13 protein-coding genes and 3 pseudogenes are annotated in these 17130 nt (G+C 60.3%); 6 read left to right on the forward strand and 10 right to left on the reverse strand.

Annotation, left to right across the window (positions count from 1 at the left end; genetic code table 11):
• Window positions 1-85 precede the first annotated feature (85 nt).
• The 3 genes from dnaA (at window position 86) to gyrB (ending at window position 5271) form a co-directional block, all read left to right on the forward strand.
• Entirely contained in the window at window positions 86-1486 is a 1401-nt protein-coding gene (gene dnaA / locus FLM21_RS00005) for a chromosomal replication initiator protein DnaA (RefSeq protein ID WP_148713608.1), read from the forward strand.
• Between the two features lie 155 nt (window positions 1487-1641).
• Window positions 1642-2748, forward strand: coding sequence for a DNA polymerase III subunit beta (dnaN, locus tag FLM21_RS00010; RefSeq protein ID WP_148713609.1), 1107 nt, complete (start codon window positions 1642-1644; stop codon window positions 2746-2748).
• A gap of 96 nt (window positions 2749-2844) precedes the next feature.
• Window positions 2845-5271: a DNA topoisomerase (ATP-hydrolyzing) subunit B gene (gene gyrB / locus FLM21_RS00015; RefSeq protein WP_148713610.1), complete on the forward strand. Its 2427-nt coding sequence runs from the start codon at window positions 2845-2847 to the stop codon at window positions 5269-5271.
• 590 nt (window positions 5272-5861) lie between these two features.
• Here the strand turns inward: gyrB and FLM21_RS00020 are convergent.
• From FLM21_RS00020 to FLM21_RS21155, 4 genes and pseudogenes are all read right to left on the reverse strand, one after another.
• On the reverse strand, window positions 5862-6518 hold the full coding sequence (locus FLM21_RS00020) for a hypothetical protein (RefSeq protein ID WP_148713611.1): 657 nt from the start codon (window positions 6516-6518) through the stop codon (window positions 5862-5864).
• A 15-nt stretch (window positions 6519-6533) separates the two neighbouring features.
• A pseudogene (locus FLM21_RS00025) lies at window positions 6534-7613 on the reverse strand (IS3 family transposase).
• Entirely contained in the window at window positions 7553-8584 is a 1032-nt protein-coding gene (locus tag FLM21_RS00035) for an IS3 family transposase (RefSeq protein ID WP_246120704.1), read from the reverse strand. Before FLM21_RS00035 ends, FLM21_RS00025 begins: the two are co-directional and overlap by 61 nt.
• Window positions 8512-8661 (reverse strand): annotated as a pseudogene (locus tag FLM21_RS21155) (transposase); the annotation flags it as partial. The gene FLM21_RS00035 and the pseudogene FLM21_RS21155, both read right to left, overlap by 73 nt.
• Window positions 8662-9154: 493 nt before the next feature.
• On the opposite strand from FLM21_RS21155, the pseudogene FLM21_RS00045 reads away from it, so the two are divergent.
• Window positions 9155-9332: pseudogene (locus FLM21_RS00045) on the forward strand (IS3 family transposase); the annotation flags it as partial.
• Here the strand turns inward: FLM21_RS00045 and FLM21_RS00050 are convergent.
• The 3 genes from FLM21_RS00050 to FLM21_RS21010 form a co-directional block, all read right to left on the reverse strand.
• Window positions 9313-10485, reverse strand: a complete 1173-nt coding sequence (locus FLM21_RS00050) for a Fic family protein (protein ID WP_222846736.1) — start codon at window positions 10483-10485, stop codon at window positions 9313-9315. The pseudogene FLM21_RS00045 and the gene FLM21_RS00050 overlap by 20 nt on opposite strands.
• A gap of 208 nt (window positions 10486-10693) precedes the next feature.
• Window positions 10694-10921, reverse strand: a complete 228-nt coding sequence (locus tag FLM21_RS21005) for a type I restriction-modification enzyme R subunit C-terminal domain-containing protein (protein ID WP_222846737.1) — start codon at window positions 10919-10921, stop codon at window positions 10694-10696.
• Window positions 10922-10949: 28 nt separating this feature from the next.
• Window positions 10950-11150: a hypothetical protein gene (locus FLM21_RS21010; RefSeq protein WP_222846738.1), complete on the reverse strand. Its 201-nt coding sequence runs from the start codon at window positions 11148-11150 to the stop codon at window positions 10950-10952.
• Window positions 11151-11330: 180 nt separating this feature from the next.
• Between FLM21_RS21010 and FLM21_RS00060 the strand changes: the two genes are divergently transcribed.
• Window positions 11331-12701: an amino acid permease gene (locus tag FLM21_RS00060; RefSeq protein WP_148713614.1), complete on the forward strand. Its 1371-nt coding sequence runs from the start codon at window positions 11331-11333 to the stop codon at window positions 12699-12701.
• A 176-nt stretch (window positions 12702-12877) separates the two neighbouring features.
• On the opposite strand, the gene FLM21_RS00065 is transcribed toward FLM21_RS00060, so the two are convergent.
• Window positions 12878-14305, reverse strand: coding sequence for an Ig-like domain-containing protein (locus FLM21_RS00065; protein WP_187360018.1), 1428 nt, complete (start codon window positions 14303-14305; stop codon window positions 12878-12880).
• 166 nt (window positions 14306-14471) lie between these two features.
• Here FLM21_RS00065 and FLM21_RS00070 point away from each other — a divergent pair, with 166 nt between their 5' ends.
• Window positions 14472-14705, forward strand: coding sequence for a hypothetical protein (locus tag FLM21_RS00070; protein WP_187360019.1), 234 nt, complete (start codon window positions 14472-14474; stop codon window positions 14703-14705).
• 74 nt (window positions 14706-14779) lie between these two features.
• Here FLM21_RS00070 and FLM21_RS00075 read toward each other — a convergent pair whose 3' ends face one another.
• Entirely contained in the window at window positions 14780-15256 is a 477-nt protein-coding gene (locus tag FLM21_RS00075) for an FKBP-type peptidyl-prolyl cis-trans isomerase (RefSeq protein WP_148713617.1), read from the reverse strand.
• 130 nt (window positions 15257-15386) lie between these two features.
• A complete protein-coding gene (locus FLM21_RS00080) occupies window positions 15387-17039 on the reverse strand; it encodes a cyclic peptide export ABC transporter (protein WP_148713618.1) in 1653 nt (550 codons plus the stop codon).
• Between the last annotated feature and the right edge of the window lie 91 nt (window positions 17040-17130).

Here is a 17130-nt window from a genome sequence, read left to right on the forward strand (position 1 = left end):
AACTTTGCCAGACAGCACATGCTGTCCGGCGTGGGAATGCTTTGCCTTGGCGGGTCGATTTACCGCACGTTCAGAAAAGCACGCCATGTCCGCACTGGAACACTGCTGGTCGCATTGCCTCTCCTCGCTGGAAGAGCGCCTGGGCGCGGACCAGTTCCGCATCTGGATCAAGCCTCTGATGGCTGAGGTCAGCGCGGACGGGCTCAACCTGATCGTGCCGAACCAGATCTTCCTGCAGTTCATCCGCGATCGTTACCTCGGTCTGATCGAGGAAGCTGCCGGTGTGTTCATGGGCGGCGAGGCACCGCCGATTGCACTCAAGGTCGGCAGTGCCGCCAAGAAACCGGCGCCGGTGCGCGCCGCCGCGCAGCCGACTCAAGCCAGCCCGGCGGCCGCTGCGACTCTCGACACCCCCGTTGCACCGCCCGCGCCCAAGCCCATGCTGGCAAGCGGCGCCAACCATGAGACCACGCGGCTCAACCCGAATTTCACCTTCGATACGCTCGTCACCGGCAAGGCCAACCAGCTGGCACGCGCCGCGGCCCAGCAGGTGGCCGAGAACCCAGGCGTCAGCTACAACCCGATGTTCGTCTACGGCGGCGTGGGCCTAGGCAAGACTCACTTGATCCAGGCCATCGGCAACCTGGTGCACCAGCGCAATCCGGCCGCCAAGATCCGCTACATTCACGCCGAGAAATACGTGGCCGACGTGGTCCGCGCCTACCAGCACAAGGCCTTCGACGAGTTCAAGCGCTACTACCATTCGCTGGATTTGCTGCTGATCGACGACATCCAGTTCTTCGTCGGCAAGGACAAGACCCAGGAAGAGTTCTTCTACGCCTTCAACGCCCTCGTCGAGGCGCACAAGCAGATCATCATCACCTCGGATCGCTATCCCAAGGAGATCGATGGCCTGCAGGAGCGGCTGACCTCGCGCTTCTCCTGGGGCCTCACGGTGGCGATCGAGCCGCCGGAACTGGAAATGCGCGTGGCCATCCTCTTGAAGAAGGCCGAGCGCGAGAACTTCAAGCTCGATTCCACCGTGGCGTTCTTCATCGCCAAGAACATCCGCTCCAATGTGCGCGAGCTGGAAGGCGCACTCAAGCGCGTGCTGGCCTACGCCCGCTTCACCAACCAACCGCTGACGCTGGAAGCGGCGCGCGAAGCGCTGCGCGACATCCTGGCCGCCGGCAACCGGCAGATCTCGGTGGAGAACATCCAGAAGACCGTGGCGGATTTCTACAAGATCAAGATCGCCGACATGCACAGCAAGAAGCGCACGCGCGATATCGCCCGGCCGCGCCAGATCGCCATGGCACTGACCAAGGAAATCACCCAGATGAGCCTGCCCGCCATTGGTGATGCCTTCGGCGGGCGCGACCACACCACGGTGCTGCACGCATGCCGCACCATCGAAGACATGCGCCAGAACGACAACGAGCTGGCCCATCAGTACGGCGTGCTGCTGCAGATGCTGCGCAGCTGATCACGCACCAGCTTGCGCGTGCCGCAAGCGGATGCATGCGCAAGGCATGGGCTGCGCCCCATGTCGCGCGCAAGCCGGCACCGGGCCAGCTCGGTCGAAATCAGCCCCCGATTCGGGTAACATCCCTCTGTTCAACTTCCTGCGGATTCATCGACATGCAACTGCTGCAAGCCGAACGCGATGCGCTGCTGAAACCGCTCGCCACCGTCACCGGTATCGTCGAGCGTCGGCACACGCTGCCCATCCTTTCCAACGTGCTGATCCAGAAATCGGGCGACACGCTTACCTGCACCGGCACCGACCTGGAAATCCAGATCGCCGCCACGCAAAGCGAAGGCTTTTCCGGCAACGATTTCGCCATCACCGTTTCCGCCAAGAAGTTCTCCGACATCCTGCGCGCCATCCCGGACAAATCCGTGGTGACGCTGGAAGAAAACGAATCGCGCCTCACCGTGAAGGCCGGCAAGAGCCGCTTCGCGCTGCAGACGCTGCCGGCGGGTGACTTCCCCACGCTGTCGGTCGATACCAGCCTCAAGGCCACCGTGCGCATGCCACAGGGCCAGCTGAAGGCACTGCTGGGCCGCGTGCAATACGCCATGGCCCACCAGGACATCCGCTACTACCTGAACGGCCTGTTCCTCGTCACCGAGGGCAACCTGCTCAAGCTGGTCGCCACCGATGGTCACCGCCTGGGCTTTGCCAGTACCGAGCTGCCGACCAGCTTCGACAAGAACGAAGTGATCCTGCCGCGCAAGACCATCCTCGAGCTCTACAAGCTGTTGCAGGATGTGGACGACGAAGTGACCGTCGACATCGCCGGCAACCAGGTGAAGTTCAGCTTCGGCAATGTGGTGATCCACTCTAAGGTGGTGGACGGCAAGTTCCCCGACTACAACCGCGTGATCCCGCAGAACAACGACAAGCTGCTCAATATCGAACGCCAGCTGCTGCTGGCCTCGCTGCAGCGTGCCGCCATCCTCTCCAACGAGAAATTCCGCGGCGTGCGCTTGGTGCTGACCGATGGCCTGATCAAGATCCTGTGCAACAACAACGAGCAGGAAGAAGCACAGGAAGAAGTGGAAGTCGCCTACACCGGCGCCCCGCTCGATATCGGCTTCAACATCCAGTACCTGCTCGATGTGCTGACCAACAGCCAGGTGGAGAACCTCAACTTCACCTTTGGCGACGTGAACTCCTCGGTGCTGGTGACCATTCCGGACAACGAGCACTTCAAGTACATCGTGATGCCGATGCGCATCTAAAGGCGCGAGGTGTGAGGGGTGAGGTGCGAGGGAAACCCCGCCTCACCCCGAAGTTTTTTATGCCCCCGCCTCTCTTCCTCTTCCGGCTTTGAAGCAATGAGCGAAAACAACGATCTCCCGCAAAACCCCAACCCGCAGGAATACGGCGCCGACAGCATCCGCATCCTCAAAGGCCTGGAGGCGGTGCGCAAGCGCCCGGGCATGTACATCGGCGATACGCAGGACGGCACCGGCCTGCACCACATGGTGTTCGAGGTGCTGGACAACGCCATCGATGAAGCACTGGCCGGCCATTGCGACACCATCCGGGTGATCATTCATGCCGACAACTCGATCAGCGTGGAAGATAACGGCCGCGGCATTCCCACCGCAATCAAGGAAGACGACGAGTTCAAGCGCTCCGCCGCCGAAATCGTGATGACCGAGCTGCACGCCGGCGGCAAGTTCGACCAGAACAGCTACAAGGTCTCGGGCGGCCTGCACGGCGTGGGCGTATCGGTGGTGAACGCGCTCAGCGACTGGCTGCGCGTCACCATCCGCCGCGATGGCCATGTGCACAGCATGGAGTTCCGCCGTGGCGAGCGCGTCGAGCCGCTGAAGATCATCGGCAACAGCGACAAGCGCGGCACCGAGGTGCACTTCCTCGCCAGCGAAGAAACCTTCGGCGTAGTCGAGTTCCACTTCGAAATCCTCGCCAAGCGCATCCGCGAGCTCTCTTTCCTCAACAACGGCGTGAACATCACGCTGCTTGACCGCCGCAACGGCAAGGAAGAGAACTTCAACTACACCGGCGGCGTATCCGGCTTTGTCGAATACATGAACCGCAGCAAAAGCGTGCTGCACGGCAAGATCTTCCATGCCATCGGCGAGAAGGACGGCATGACGGTGGAAGTGGCGATGCAATGGAACGATTCCTACCAGGAATCGGTGCAGTGCTTCACCAACAACATCCCGCAGCGCGATGGCGGCAGCCATCTGACCGCGCTGCGCCAGGTGATGACGCGCACGCTGAACCAGTATATCGAACAAGCCGAAGTGGCCAAGAAAGCCAAGGTGGAAACCAGCGGCGACGACATGCGCGAAGGACTGACCTGTGTGCTGTCGGTAAAGCTGCCTGATCCCAAGTTCAGCAGCCAGACCAAGGATAAGCTCGTCTCCAGCGAGATCGGCCCCGTGGTGAACGAAGTGATCAGCAAATCGCTGGCCGATTTCCTGCTGGAACACCCGAACGACGCCAAGATCATCTGCGGCAAGATCGTGGAAGCAGCCCGCGCCCGCGAAGCCGCGCGCAAGGCCCGCGAGATCACCCGCCGCAAGGGCGTGCTCGACGGCCTGGGCCTGCCCGGCAAGCTGGCGGACTGTCAGGAAAAAGACCCGGCGCAATCCGAGCTCTACCTGGTGGAGGGTGATTCCGCCGGCGGCACCGCCAAGCAGGGCCGCGATCGCAAGTTCCAGGCCATCCTGCCGCTGCGTGGCAAGGTGCTGAACGTGGAACGCGCCCGCTTCGACAAGCTGATCGGTTCCGAGCAGATCGCCACGCTGATCACTGCACTCGGCTGCGGCATTGGCAAGGACGAATTCAACATCGACAAGCTGCGCTACCACCGCATCATCATCATGACTGATGCCGACGTGGACGGCGCGCACATCCGCACCCTGCTGCTCACCTTCTTCTATCGCCAGATGCCGGAGCTCGTCGAACGCGGCTATGTGTATATCGCCCAGCCGCCGCTGTACAAGGTGAAGCACGGCAAGAGCGAGACCTACCTGAAAGACGATCAGGAGATGAAGCAATTCCTGCTGCGCGCCGCGATGAACAACGCCGAGCTGCTGCCCGGTGGCGACGCGCCCGGCATTGCCGGTGAAGCGCTGGAGCTGCTGGCACGCCAATATTTCGTGACCGAAGCCGTGATCGAGCGCGAAAGCCGCTTCCTCGACCCGGCCATCCTCAACGCCCTGCTCAACGCCCCCGCCATTACGCTGGACGACGAAGCCAGCGCCCGCACTGCCGCCGAAGCACTTGCCGGCCAGGTGGATGGCGACGTCTACGCCATCGAAGCGGTGGTGGATGAAGAAGGCCTGCGCTGGACGCTGAAGATCGAACGCCGCCAGCACGGTGTGGTGCACCTGCAGTACATCGACGACAACTTCGTGAAGAGCGGTGACTACGCCCAGCTGCGCAAAACCGCCGATATGCTCACCGGCCTGCTACAGGCTGATGCCAAGGTGCGCCGTGGTGAAAACGTGCAGCCAGTGGCCAGCTTCAGCGAAGCCATCAACTGGCTGCTGAACGAAGTGCGGCGCAACATGAGCATCCAGCGCTATAAAGGCCTCGGCGAAATGAACGCCGAGCAGCTGTGGGAAACCACTATGGATGTGACCGTGCGCCGGCTGCTGAAGGTGACCATCGACGACGCTGTTACCGCCGATGAAATCTTCACCACACTGATGGGCGACCAGGTGGAACCGCGCCGGCAGTTCATCGAACAGAATGCGTTGATTGCGCGGAATATTGATGTTTGATTTGTCGGGTTGTCGGGTGACACAGAAAGTGGAAACTGTGCCAGGTAAGTGAAAAACTGCTGTCTAAAGGTAATGAAAAATTTCGCATGGCGCTTCAAGATTGGAGCGCCATGTTGAACATTGAGAGGGCGTATTCTCTCCCCTTTGAGAAAAGGTGAATTAAAAAATCCGCATTTAAATGCGGATTCTGGCGGACATGACCATCCGCTCTGTGGACTGACTAATTGTGATCGCATCGCCGATGACTTGTGCGCAGCCTACTGGTGATTTAACCGGCAGCTTTTTGTCTGCAATTCGGCCGAAGCAGACGTTCGAGACCTCGCCCGATAGCTACCGCATCTGATCCCAAGCGGTAGTCCGAGCACAACGAAAGCGGCCTTCTAGAGTTGAAAGTAACGGACAATCGGAGCCATGCAGCAGTAGAGGAATGGTTTGTCGGTCCTCGCGTCGTGAGCGCGCTTAACCCCAGTCGCCGTCGTGGTAGGCTTCAGAATCGTCGTGGACATACAAGCCCCCATCGACGTTTGAGAAGCCGAACTGCTTATGTAGGTAAGCGACCCCAGTCCGTAGTCAGTCCAACAATGCAATTATTAGCTTTGACTCTGCGTCAGAGTCGCGTGGTACATCTTTTTTAGGAGGGGCTCCACAAGTGCCAACGTGGGTTCCCAGTCCCTTTCGGTGAGCATGCTGTATTTCTCTGTGAGTATCTCTTCTCGATCGAAGGAGAAATCGGTAGGCGTCTCTAAGCCGACAATGAGTTGCATGCCGGCTGGTAGATCCTTCGCGATGAAGCTCAGGACGGCGGGCAAGTTGAAATCGTCTTGAGCCTGCTGGTTTGGGGAGTCGATGACCACCGGGACATCATAGGTGCCCGACTGGCTCTGAACGGTGCGCCAGATTGCAGCGTAGTAGGCCAAGATGGAGCGGGGGCCCCCACTGCCCGAAAGGGAAGGGCGGGACGCCAACTGCATGGTCTTAGTCGGCACGGGGTGCAGCTGCAGTGCGATACGGCTAGCTGCATAATGCTCGCGGAAATCAGTCAAGATTGCCTTCGTGCGCTTCGCCGAGCGAAGTTCGTTCATCCTGGTCTCAAGCGCATCGACGGTAAGAACCACGTCGTCAATTGCTGCCTGAATCTGCTTACGTTCTTCTTCGAAGGTCGCGAATGCGGACTCGGCGCCAAGGCTGTCGACCACATCCTTGAACTTCAGCTCTCCCTTGCGCGAATCCAGTTGACCTTCCCCCACGGAGTGAACCACTAATTAGTTAGCGATTTGCTCATGTTGGGGTTGATGGGTTTCCCAATACTGCATCGGGGTCTGGTACTGCAGGGCACTATGCGGCCGGACATGATTGTAGTCCTGTCGCCAAGATTCGATCATGGTTCGGGCTTGGGCCAGGTTGTGAAACACCAACTGGTTCAGGCACTCCTCCCTTAGTCGGCCATTGAAGCTCTCGATGAAGGCGTTCTCCACCGGTTTGCCGAGCCGGATGAATTGCAGCTTCACCCCATGGCGATGCGCCCATTCATCCAGTGCCCGACTGGTGAACTCCGGACCATTGTCGACCTGAATCAGCGCGGGCAAGCGGCCACCCAGGCGCAGTTGCTCCAGTACCCGTGCCACTCTGACACCAGAGAGTGAGTGATCCACTTCGATCCAGACGGCCTCACGATGCCAGGTGTCGATGATCGCCAGCAGGCGAATACGTCGGCCATTCCATAAACTGTCTGCCACAAAATCCATCGCCCAGCGCTGATCAGGTCCGGCTGCCAGCGGCAACACCACGCGCAAGTGACTGGGGCGTTTCTTGCGATGACGTAAACGCAACGACAAGCCTTCTTCACGGTAAAGCCGCTCCACCCGCTTGTGGTTGATACGCCAGCCTTCCCGCTGTAGCAGCACATGCAGCCGCGGCGCACCAAAGCGCCGCCGTTGTGCAGCCAGCTCACGCAGGCGTTGCCGCAATACCGCATTGGGGTCAGGCGGTGGCTGATGGCGCAGGGTATTGCGCGCGATCTGGACCAATGCACAGGCCCGCCGTTCCGAGATGCCGTGCGCCAGCATCAACTGGCGTGCAACAGTACGGCGTTGAGCGGGCCGGCTCAGTTTTTTGCCAGCACTTCCTTGAGCATCTGGATGTCGAGGGCTTGGTCAGCGACCAGCCGCTTGAGGCGATTGTTCTCGTCTTCAAGTTGTTTGAGGCGCCGCGCTTCGGGGACGTCCATGCCGCCGAATTTGGCGCGCCACCGACGTCACCCCCTCATGAATAGCATTTCGCTTTAGAGTCCGGCCCCCGATATTACCGGTTTCTTCCTCGCTAGCTGCCGGGCATAGGCCGATGGCGTCAGCCCGCCCAACGCCTTCTTCGGCCGCTCCTCGTTGTATTCCCGTCGCCAGGCTTCGATCACCACCCGCGCATGCGCCAAGCTGGTGAACCAGTGCTCGTTCAGACATTCGTCCCGCAGCCGGCCATTGAATGATTCGATGTAAGCGTTCTGGTTCGGTTTGCCCGGTTCAATCTGCCGCAGCGTGATGCCGCGCCGGTACGCCCAGTGCAGCATCGCTCGACCGCAGAACTCCTTGCCGTTGTCAGTGCGAATCACCTGCGGCAAGCCGCGTGAGACCGCTAATCGATCCAGTTGCCGCGTCAGAATTTCGCCACTGATGGCTCGCTCCGGGATCACCGCAATGGCTTCATGCGTGGCATCGTCGACAACGGTCAGGCATTTGATCACTCGTCCTTCGGCCGTGCGATCAAACACGAAGTCCATCGACCAGACCGCATTGGCGACCTGCGGCCGGATCAGCGGCTGCCGCTCCGATGGCGGCACCTTCTTGCGCTTGCGTCGCCGCACTTGCAGCCCGGCCAGTGCATATAGCCGTTCTACCCGCTTGTGGTTCACTGCCCAGCCGCTCTGGCGCAGCTTCAGATAGATCATCCCTGCACCGTAGCGACGATGGCGCTGCGCCAGTTCGACGATCCGCTGCCGTAACATGCCGTTCCGATCCGGCTTGGGCCGGTAGCGCAAGGCGCTCGGACTCATTCGGGCGATGCGCAACGCCCAGCGCTCACTCAGACCCCGTCCGGCGAGGAACCGCACCAGCTCGCGTCGCGTTGGTGCGGTCACCACTTTTTTTGCAGTGCTTCCTTGATGACCTCGTTTTCGAGCATCGAATTGGCCAGCATGCGCTTGAGCCGAGCATTCTCGGCCTCGAGTTCCTTGAGCCGCTTGGCGTCGGAGACGCTCATGCCACCGAACTTGCTGCGCCAGAGATAGTAACTGGCTTCGGAGAAACCGTGCCGGCGGCACAGTTCCTTGATGGGCAAGCCCGCTTCGGCCTCGCGCAGGAAGCCGATGATTTGTTCTTCGGAAAAGCGTTTCTTCACGTCCAGTCTCCTTGATGGAAGGGATTGGACTCTAAAGCTGCGTGCTACTCAAACTTGGGGGGACGTCGCACCTTACCGGGATGGCTTCGTTCAGCGTGAATCAAAACATGGGAAGCATTAATAAGAAATCTCTGAAATACAGAAAGCCGATTCGTCCAACGGAGAAGGTTTTAGTATTGCAACGCTTCGCTTGAGTATCGAGTCATTAAGAGAAGGGCAATTTAGGGGCGGACCACGATTCTCATTGCCGATTGTTGACACCTCCAGGATTAACCGGCTGGCCCACAGTTCGAGCCGTCCCGGTGAACATGTTTTGCGACGCACGCTGAAGCGAACGCAGATAGCGTCGTTTGCCTACATGGATGCCGGAAACTGGCTTGGCGCCGCTTGCGCTGCAGTCAACCAAACCGATTCAGCAGCCGTACCCCGGTCTGCGCGAAGTCATCCACGTTGCGTGTCACCAGCGCCAGGTCATGGATCAGTAAAATATCGGGATAATGCGGTGGCGGAGTCCTTCTTCAGTAGCCTGAGGGAGGAGTGCATCCGCAAGCGGATTTACAAAACCCGCGATCTGGTCAAGTCGGATGTGTTTGACTACATTGAGACGTTTTACAGCCCGCCGCCATAGCCACCTCGGCGATGTCAGCCCAATCATTGGGTTTCCTGGTTGAGCAGCGCGATATAGGCGCTGTAGGCAAAAATGCGGTTGCGCTTGTTGCCGGTGACTTCGCGCACGATGGCCAAGGTTTCGAGTGCGTCGAGCGCTTTGCCTATGGTGGCAGGCGTGAGGCCGGTGGTGGCGTTGAGCGCGCTGATATTGGCGACGGGGCGGGCAAACAGCGCGTCGAGAATCTGCGTGGCCGAGCCGGCCAGCCGGCCCAGTTCGGACAGTCTGGCTTTGTCGTCCGCCAGTAGGCGTCGCAACGCTTGCGCGGTGGCGACGGCCTGTGTAGCGGTGGCGGTGATTGCATCGACAAAGAACAGCAGCCAAGCCTCCCAATCGCCTTCGGTTCGCACCTGTTGCAGCAGCGCGTAATAGGTCTGGCGGTAGTGCTTGAAGAAAACCGAGAGGTAGAGCAGCGGTTCTTTGAGCACACCCGCTTCGACCAAAATCAGCGGAATCAGCAAGCGCCCCAGCCGGCCATTGCCGTCCATAAAGGGGTGGATGGTTTCAAACTGCACGTGCGCCAGCGCGGCCTTGATGACCGGCGCAGTGGCGACGGGCTGATCGTTGATGAACTGCTCCAGCGCGCCCCAGCACTCGGCCAGATGGTTGGCGGGTGGCGGTACAAACGTCGCTTCGTCGGCACGGTGGCCTCCGATCCAGACTTGATTGCGGCGAAACTCGCCGGGGTTACGTTGCAGGCCGCGGCCTGAAGTCATTAAGGCCTGATGCACTTCGCTGATCAGGCGCAAGGTAATGGGGTAGCCCTGACGGATGCGCTCAACGCCGAGCGTCAGCGCCTGCACGTAGCAAGACACTTCCTGCACGTCGTCCATCGGCACGCCGGGCAGGCCTTCCATTTCGTACAGCATCAGATCGCTTAGCGATGACTGCGTGCCCTCAATCTGCGAAGACATCACCGCTTCCTTGCGCACATAACCGTACAAAAACAAGTCGGCGTCCGGCAGCAGCGTGCTGATCGCATCCAGCCGGCCCAGCGCCAGCAAAGCGTCGTTCAGCCGCGCTTGCAGCTTGTCATTGAGTAGCAGCGGTGGTTGCGGCGGCAGCGATGCTGGAATGAAGGCCTGGCAGGCAATGCCCCCGGCGATGCTCGGTGTGTAAAGCCCGGTTAAACCACGCTGCATGGTGACCCTGATCAAGTTGAAATAAGCACAGCGCCATTTTAACTTAAAAAGAAAATTAAAATAACGCTGTGGCTTGTTTTACTCAGCGCGGCGGGTCAGCGTCGAAGCACGCCCTATTGGACTTAGGCCACTTGCGGCCCGCAAGCGTCTCGAGCACCTGCGGCAACTGCTGACCGAGCAACTTGTCGAGCTGGGCTGCACCGCCATCCTTGGCAAGAGTGAGTTATTTGGCCAGGCACTCTAGCCAGCGCCGCTGGACAGGTGCCCAGCTTTGCATGACATAAATACACTGGATCGCTTGCGCCACGCGCTGCTCGAAAGGCAATAGCGCCTCGGCCAAAGCAGCCTGACGGATGTTGCCGATGATGCTTGCAGCGATGCCCTGATTAGTGGCATTTCGCCAAGCGGCTTTCAGGCTAGCTTCGTTGAAGTGATGCTCGTCGAGCAGCACAGGCGCACTTCCTTGAGCTGGGCGCATGTCAGGTCTTTGGGGCGATTGACACCACCGATAACGCCACCGACTGGTTAACGTTGTGGGCGATAAAGTCTTTGAAACTATCGAGATAATCGGCGGGCTTGTGATACTGGCCGTAGCTTTGCTTACGCAGCACCAGTTCGTCTTTGTGTTGCGAGATTAGCGGCCGGTAGTCGGTGCCGATCAATTGGTGGGACTTGCGCATGCGGGCTCCTTGACCATGCTAACTACACCTGGAGGGGGAAGGTCAGGTTGACCCATGGCAATACGCTGCAAACCATTCACGCATATCGTATTGGCCATACGACCTTTGGATGGGTCCGTTGAGCTTCGGTACGTGGGTCAACAACGCTTACGAGTAATTTTTCGGCGTAAGGATGGAAGAATGGGTGTTCAACAAAACGGCGAAGCGCTGAAGCGCGGCCTGAAAAACCGCCATATCCAGCTGATTGCATTGGGCGGTGCCATCGGTACCGGCCTGTTTCTCGGCATCGCCGACACCATCAGGATGGCGGGCCCTTCGGTGTTGCTCGGCTACGCCATCGGCGGCTTCATCGCCTTCCTCATCATGCGCCAGCTCGGCGAAATGGTGGTGGAAGAGCCGGTCGCCGGCTCCTTCAGCCACTTCGCCTTCAAGTACTGGGGGGACTTCGCGGGCTTCGCCTCCGGCTGGAACTACTGGGTGCTCTATGTGTTGGTGAGCATGGCCGAGCTGACGGCGGTCGGTATCTATGTGCAGTACTGGTGGCCCGATATCCCGACCTGGATGTCGGCGGCTTTCTTCTTCGTGCTGATCAACGCCATCAACCTCACCAACGTCAAGGCGTTCGGCGAGATGGAATTCTGGTTCGCCATCGTCAAGGTGGTGGCCATCGTCGGCATGATCGGCTTCGGCGGCTGGATGTTGTTCTCCGGCAGCGGTGGCCCCGAGGCCACGGTCAGCAACCTCTGGGCCCAGGGCGGCTTCTTCCCCAACGGCGTGGGCGGTCTGGTGATGGCCATGGCCTTCATCATGTTCTCCTTCGGTGGGCTGGAGCTGGTCGGCATCACAGCCGCAGAGGCCGATGATCCCGAAAAGAGCATCCCCAAGGCGACCAATCAGGTGATCTACCGCATCCTCATCTTTTATATCGGCGCCCTGGCCGTGCTGCTCTCCCTCTACCCGTGGGGCAAGGTGGTCGAAGGCGGCAGCCCGTTTGTGATGATCTTCCACGCGCTGGACAGCAACCTGGTGGCCGACGTGCTCAATCTGGTGGTGTTGACCGCCGCGCTCTCGGTCTACAACAGCTGCGTCTACTGCAACAGCCGCATGCTGTTTGGCCTCGCCAAGCAGGGTAACGGCCCCAAGGCGCTGCTCAAGACCAACACGCGCGGCGTTCCGCTGACTGCGATCACCATCTCGGCGGCCGCCACCTTGTTGTGCGTGCTGATCAACTACCTGATTCCGGGCAAGGCCTTTGGCCTCTTGATGTCCCTGGTGGTCTCTGCCTTGGTCATCAACTGGGCCATGATCAGTTTGGCGCACCTCAGGTTCCGCAAGGCCAAGGCGGCCGAGGGCGTCACCACCAAATTCAAGGCACTGTGGAGCCCGCTTGGCAACTACCTCTGCCTCGCCTTTTTGGCCGCCATTCTGGTGATCATGTCCATGAACGAGGGCACTCAAATCTCGGTCGAACTGATCCCCGCCTGGCTGGTGGTGCTCGGCATTGGCTACCTGCTCAAGCAAAAGCGTCAGGGGGCTACCAACCTGGGCTAGCTGCCGCGCCCGCTCCCCGAATGCCGGTCACTGACCGGCATGTTTGGTTTATCTGTTGCCGCCGATGAATGTTGCCCACCTGCCAGTGCCTAACTGCACCATCCAAAAGTCGTTTTTCCCCAAAACAAAACCGGCCCGTACACGAGCATGTGCGGACCGGTCGTCTTCAGTGAAGATCAGTTTGCGATGGTAACGGTCCGCGTTGCCGCTGCCGTGCCGCCGCCAGCAGCTGGCTTGCTCTTCACGTTCGCCTTGATCGTATAGCTGCCGTTGCGCACCGTCGCGGTATCGAAGTACCAGTCGAACGGCTGCAGGTTTTCCTGGCGGGAGGCAATCACTTCACCGTTGCGGATCAGCTGGAACGTGACGCTTTCAATGCCTGCACCATCCGCCGTGCCCGCATCGCGATCGCTGGCGAAGGCGTTGATGTGCACCGATCCCTTCAATGTGGCCCCAGCGCGCGGCGCGGTGAAAGCGACGGTAGGGGGCACCGTCTGCACAGGCGGGGTGGTCGGTTTCGGGGTAGGCACTGCCGTAGGCCGTGGCGTGGGTATTGCGGTGGGCTTGGGCGTCGGCGTGGCGGTGGGCTTGGGCGTGGGGACCGGGGTGGGTTTTGGGGTAGGTGTTGCAGTCGGTTTCGGCGTGGGTGTGGCGGTCGGTAATGGTGTGGGCGTGGCCACCGGTTGCGACGGGCCAATTTCATAGATCACCGCTTCCAGTCCCTGCAGCACATCGGTGAGTGCGCCGGAAGCCACCGCGCGGGTCTGCCCTGCCCTGGTGCTGCCGGCGCTGGATAGGCCAACCAGCGTGGCAGTGGCGTTGCCAAAGCCATTGAGCGAGAACGTGATGGTCTGTGCGCTGGGGCTCTTGTTCACGGCAACAAGATACGACTTGCCGTTGTGGTTCTTCAGAATGGCATCCACGTTGCTGGAGCTATACGCCAGATTGGGATTCTTGCCGCCGAGGAACACCGGCGAGAGCTGCTTCAATTCCGCGATCAGGTTTTTCAGGAAGGCGGGATCACCGTCTTTCTTGATGTTGTGCACGCCGCCTGCGTCTTCCACATCGTAGGAATAGAAGATCAAACCGGTGGAGCCGAGCGCGATCGATAGATAGGTTTCAGCCCGGATTTGCGCATTGGTCGGCATGCCAAACTGGCTGCCGGTTTGAATGATCAGCCAGACGGGCTTGGGCGCCACCTGGCTTTGCATGAGCTTTAGTTTTTCCTTGATGTCGTACAGTGGGTTTCTATCGTTGTTGAACGGATATTGGTCGTTCAGGAAGATATCGGCGGAATTTTTGTATTCGCTGATATCACGTGCGTAATCGGTGAGGAATACCGGGTGGTTGGGATCGGCGGCCTTGATCACGTCGTAGGCCCACTTGGTATCCGCCGGGCTCAGGTTGGTGGCGGAAACCGGCTCATCCGGCAAGCCGTAGCCGAACAGGAAATCGGAACCCTTCACCTGGTTGATACTGCTGATGAAGCCGCTGGCATCCCTCCTGCGGATGGCCGCCGCATTTTCGTAATCACACGCCGGACCAGCGGTGTAATGTAGATACAGCCCGTTGCTTTCTCCTTTCCTGAATGCATCGTTGTTCACGCAGAAGGGGCGCGATGCAGTATTGATGCCCAGGCTTTTGGCCCCGGCCCAATCGGATTGGATGTATACACTGATCGGAAAGAACTTTGACCCATTCACCGATATGGTCTGATCGGGGTTTACGGTCACCACACTCTGGGCATGTACGCTGTGCATATACAATGCCGTGAAAATCAAAATCAGGTTTTTAATGGATTTTTTCATGGGTTATTCCCAATTGATTAAGATTTTATTGCGCAAAAAAACAAGCAGGGAAAATCAGCGTTTGATTGTGCGGCATGCGGCAATCCGCTCACGTGCCCTTCGTCAGGGCTTTGCGGCCTTCCGCGCCAGCGCGGCAAGCAATGAATGGTGGCTGAATCGTTCACCCTCCCAGGGAAGCAACGGCGGCCGGCCTTGATACCCGCCTATGCAACGCCGCAGCCATAAAAAAACCCTCCGCGAACGGAGGGCTTTTTTCAGCTGGGCAGCAGCTCAGTGGTGATGCCCGTGCTCACCGTGCACATGCTGGTGGGCAATTTCCTCGGCCGTAGCCTCGCGCACATCCAGCACCTTGAGGGTGAAACGCATGGTCTTGCCGCACAGCGGATGATTGCCATCCAGCAGCACGGTGGGGCCCTTGATCTTGGTCACGAAGTAATAGCGCGGCTCGCCATCCGGGCCGGGGCGCTGGATCTGGCCACCCACTTTGACGCCCGGCGGGAATTCGGCCTTGGGCATGCTGGTGACCAGCGCATCGTCGCGCTCGCCAAAGGTATCCGCGGAGGCCAGCTCCACCGTGGTCTGGAAACCCGCTTCCTGGCCTTCCAGCGCGGCTTCCAGCTTGGGGAACAGGTTGTCATAGCCGCCGTGCAGGTAGGCCATCGGGTGCTTGCCTTCGTCGTAGACGAAGCCATTGATGTCGGCGACTTTCAAACGCAGGGTAACGGCAGTGTTCTGGGTGATCTTCATAAGGCAATTCAGGCTGGGAACAAGGCCGAAAGGGTGGCCGTTCTGCCGGGGAGTGTCAACGGAAGCCACGTTGCTGGCGCTGCGCGGAGCCGGGCTTGGGCAACAAGCATCGCCAGCGTGGCGGGATGCGCTACGGCTGCGCCTCCAGCGCTTCCTGCCGGGCGGGTTGCACCGCAGCCGGCGCCACACCCTGCCCCACCACCTGCCCGCTCTCCATGCGGATCAGCCGGTCCGCCAGATCGAAATAGCGGTCGTCGTGCGAGATCACCAGCACCGTCTTGCCCTGCGCCTTCAGCTCCGGCAGCAGCTCGCGGTAGAACACGTCCTTGAACAGCGGGTCCTGATCGGCGGCCCATTCGTCGAACACCAGGAAGGGCCGATCCTCCAGATAGGCCACCACCAGCGCCAGCCGCTTGCGCTGCCCCTGCGATAGCGCGCGGGTGGTGAAGGCACCGCCCGCTACCTGCACCTTGTGATGCAGCTGCAGCTTTTTCAGCAGGCGGTTGCCCTGCTCGTCCAGATCGTTGGAGGCCACGTCCAGCAGGCGATCGAACAGATGGAAATCCGAGAAGATGGCGGAGAAGGTCTGCCGGTATTGGTCGCGATGCGTGACCGGCTGGCCATCCAGCTCGATGCTGCCGTGCTCGGGCTCGTAGAGCCCCACCAGCAGTTTGGCCAGCGTGGTCTTGCCGCTGCCGTTGCCCCCTACCAGAAACACGATCTGCCCCGGCTCGAAGTTGAGGTCCACCGGCCCTAGCGTGAAGAGATCGTCCATGCCCTCGTGAAAATAACGGTGCGATACCTGCCGCAGGGCCAGCTGCTGGAAACAGCGCGGCGCCGCAGCAGCAGCGGGCTGCTCGGCCTGCGCCAGCGCAGCGGTGATCTCCTCGATGCGCCGGGCGGAAACGCGGGCAAGGTTGGCGCGCGGCAGGCTGAGCAGCAATCCTTCCAGCGGTGCCATCAGGTAGATGAAGATCAGTGCGAAGCCGGTCATCACCTGGGTGCTGCCTGGTGCATCGCCCACCAGCGCGAACAACACCAGGCCGATGAAGGCATAGATCAGGAAGCTGCCCCAGCCGGATGCCGCCAGGAACACCGACATGCCACGCTCGCGCTCGCGCCGCACCACATCGATCGATCCACCCAGCACCTCATCGGCAAAGCGCGCCCGCTTGCTGGCATGCAGCCGAAGCTCCTTGGCCCCTTCGATCAGCGAGCGGAAATGATCGAACAGGCTGTCCTGCTCGCGCGCGGCCACATCCAGGTGGCGGATCGCCTTGAGGTGTGCCAGGTGATAGCCCAGCGAGCCCAGACCGATCACCACGATGGCCACCAGGAACACCGGCCAGGACAGCCACGCCAGATAGGCAAGACCGCCGATCACGATGATGGCGTTCACCAGGATCACCGGTACGTTCACGAAGAACGAGGCCACGCTGGCGCTGTGCTCGGAAAGCGCCGAATGCACGCGTGGGCCGCCGATTTCCTCCAGCTGGCGATAGTCGGCGCCGATGGCCTTGTCCGCAATGAAGCGCCGCAGCAATGCCTGCGCGCGGATGCTCAGCCGCTCGAACAGCACGGCAGATACCGTGTGCGCCAGTGCCGCCGCCACGGCAATGGCTGCAAAGCGCCACGCCAGCGCCGCCCGTGCTGCGGCATCCGGCGCGGTGAGTGCGGCGTTGATCTGGGTGACCAGCAGCACGCTGCATACCCCGGCGATCACACTGGCCACCGTGGCAGTGATCAGGGCGGCACGGGATTGGCGGATCAGATAAGCAAGCACGGCGAAACCTATGGCTGGAGCACGATGCCTGATATGACGGACTCGCGGCGCTGGCGTTTAGGCCACGACAGGTACACATGGCCGGCAAGGC

The sequence above is a fragment of the Chitinolyticbacter meiyuanensis genome (assembly GCF_008033135.1).
Lineage (GTDB): Bacteria > Pseudomonadota > Gammaproteobacteria > Burkholderiales > Chitinibacteraceae > Chitinolyticbacter > Chitinolyticbacter meiyuanensis.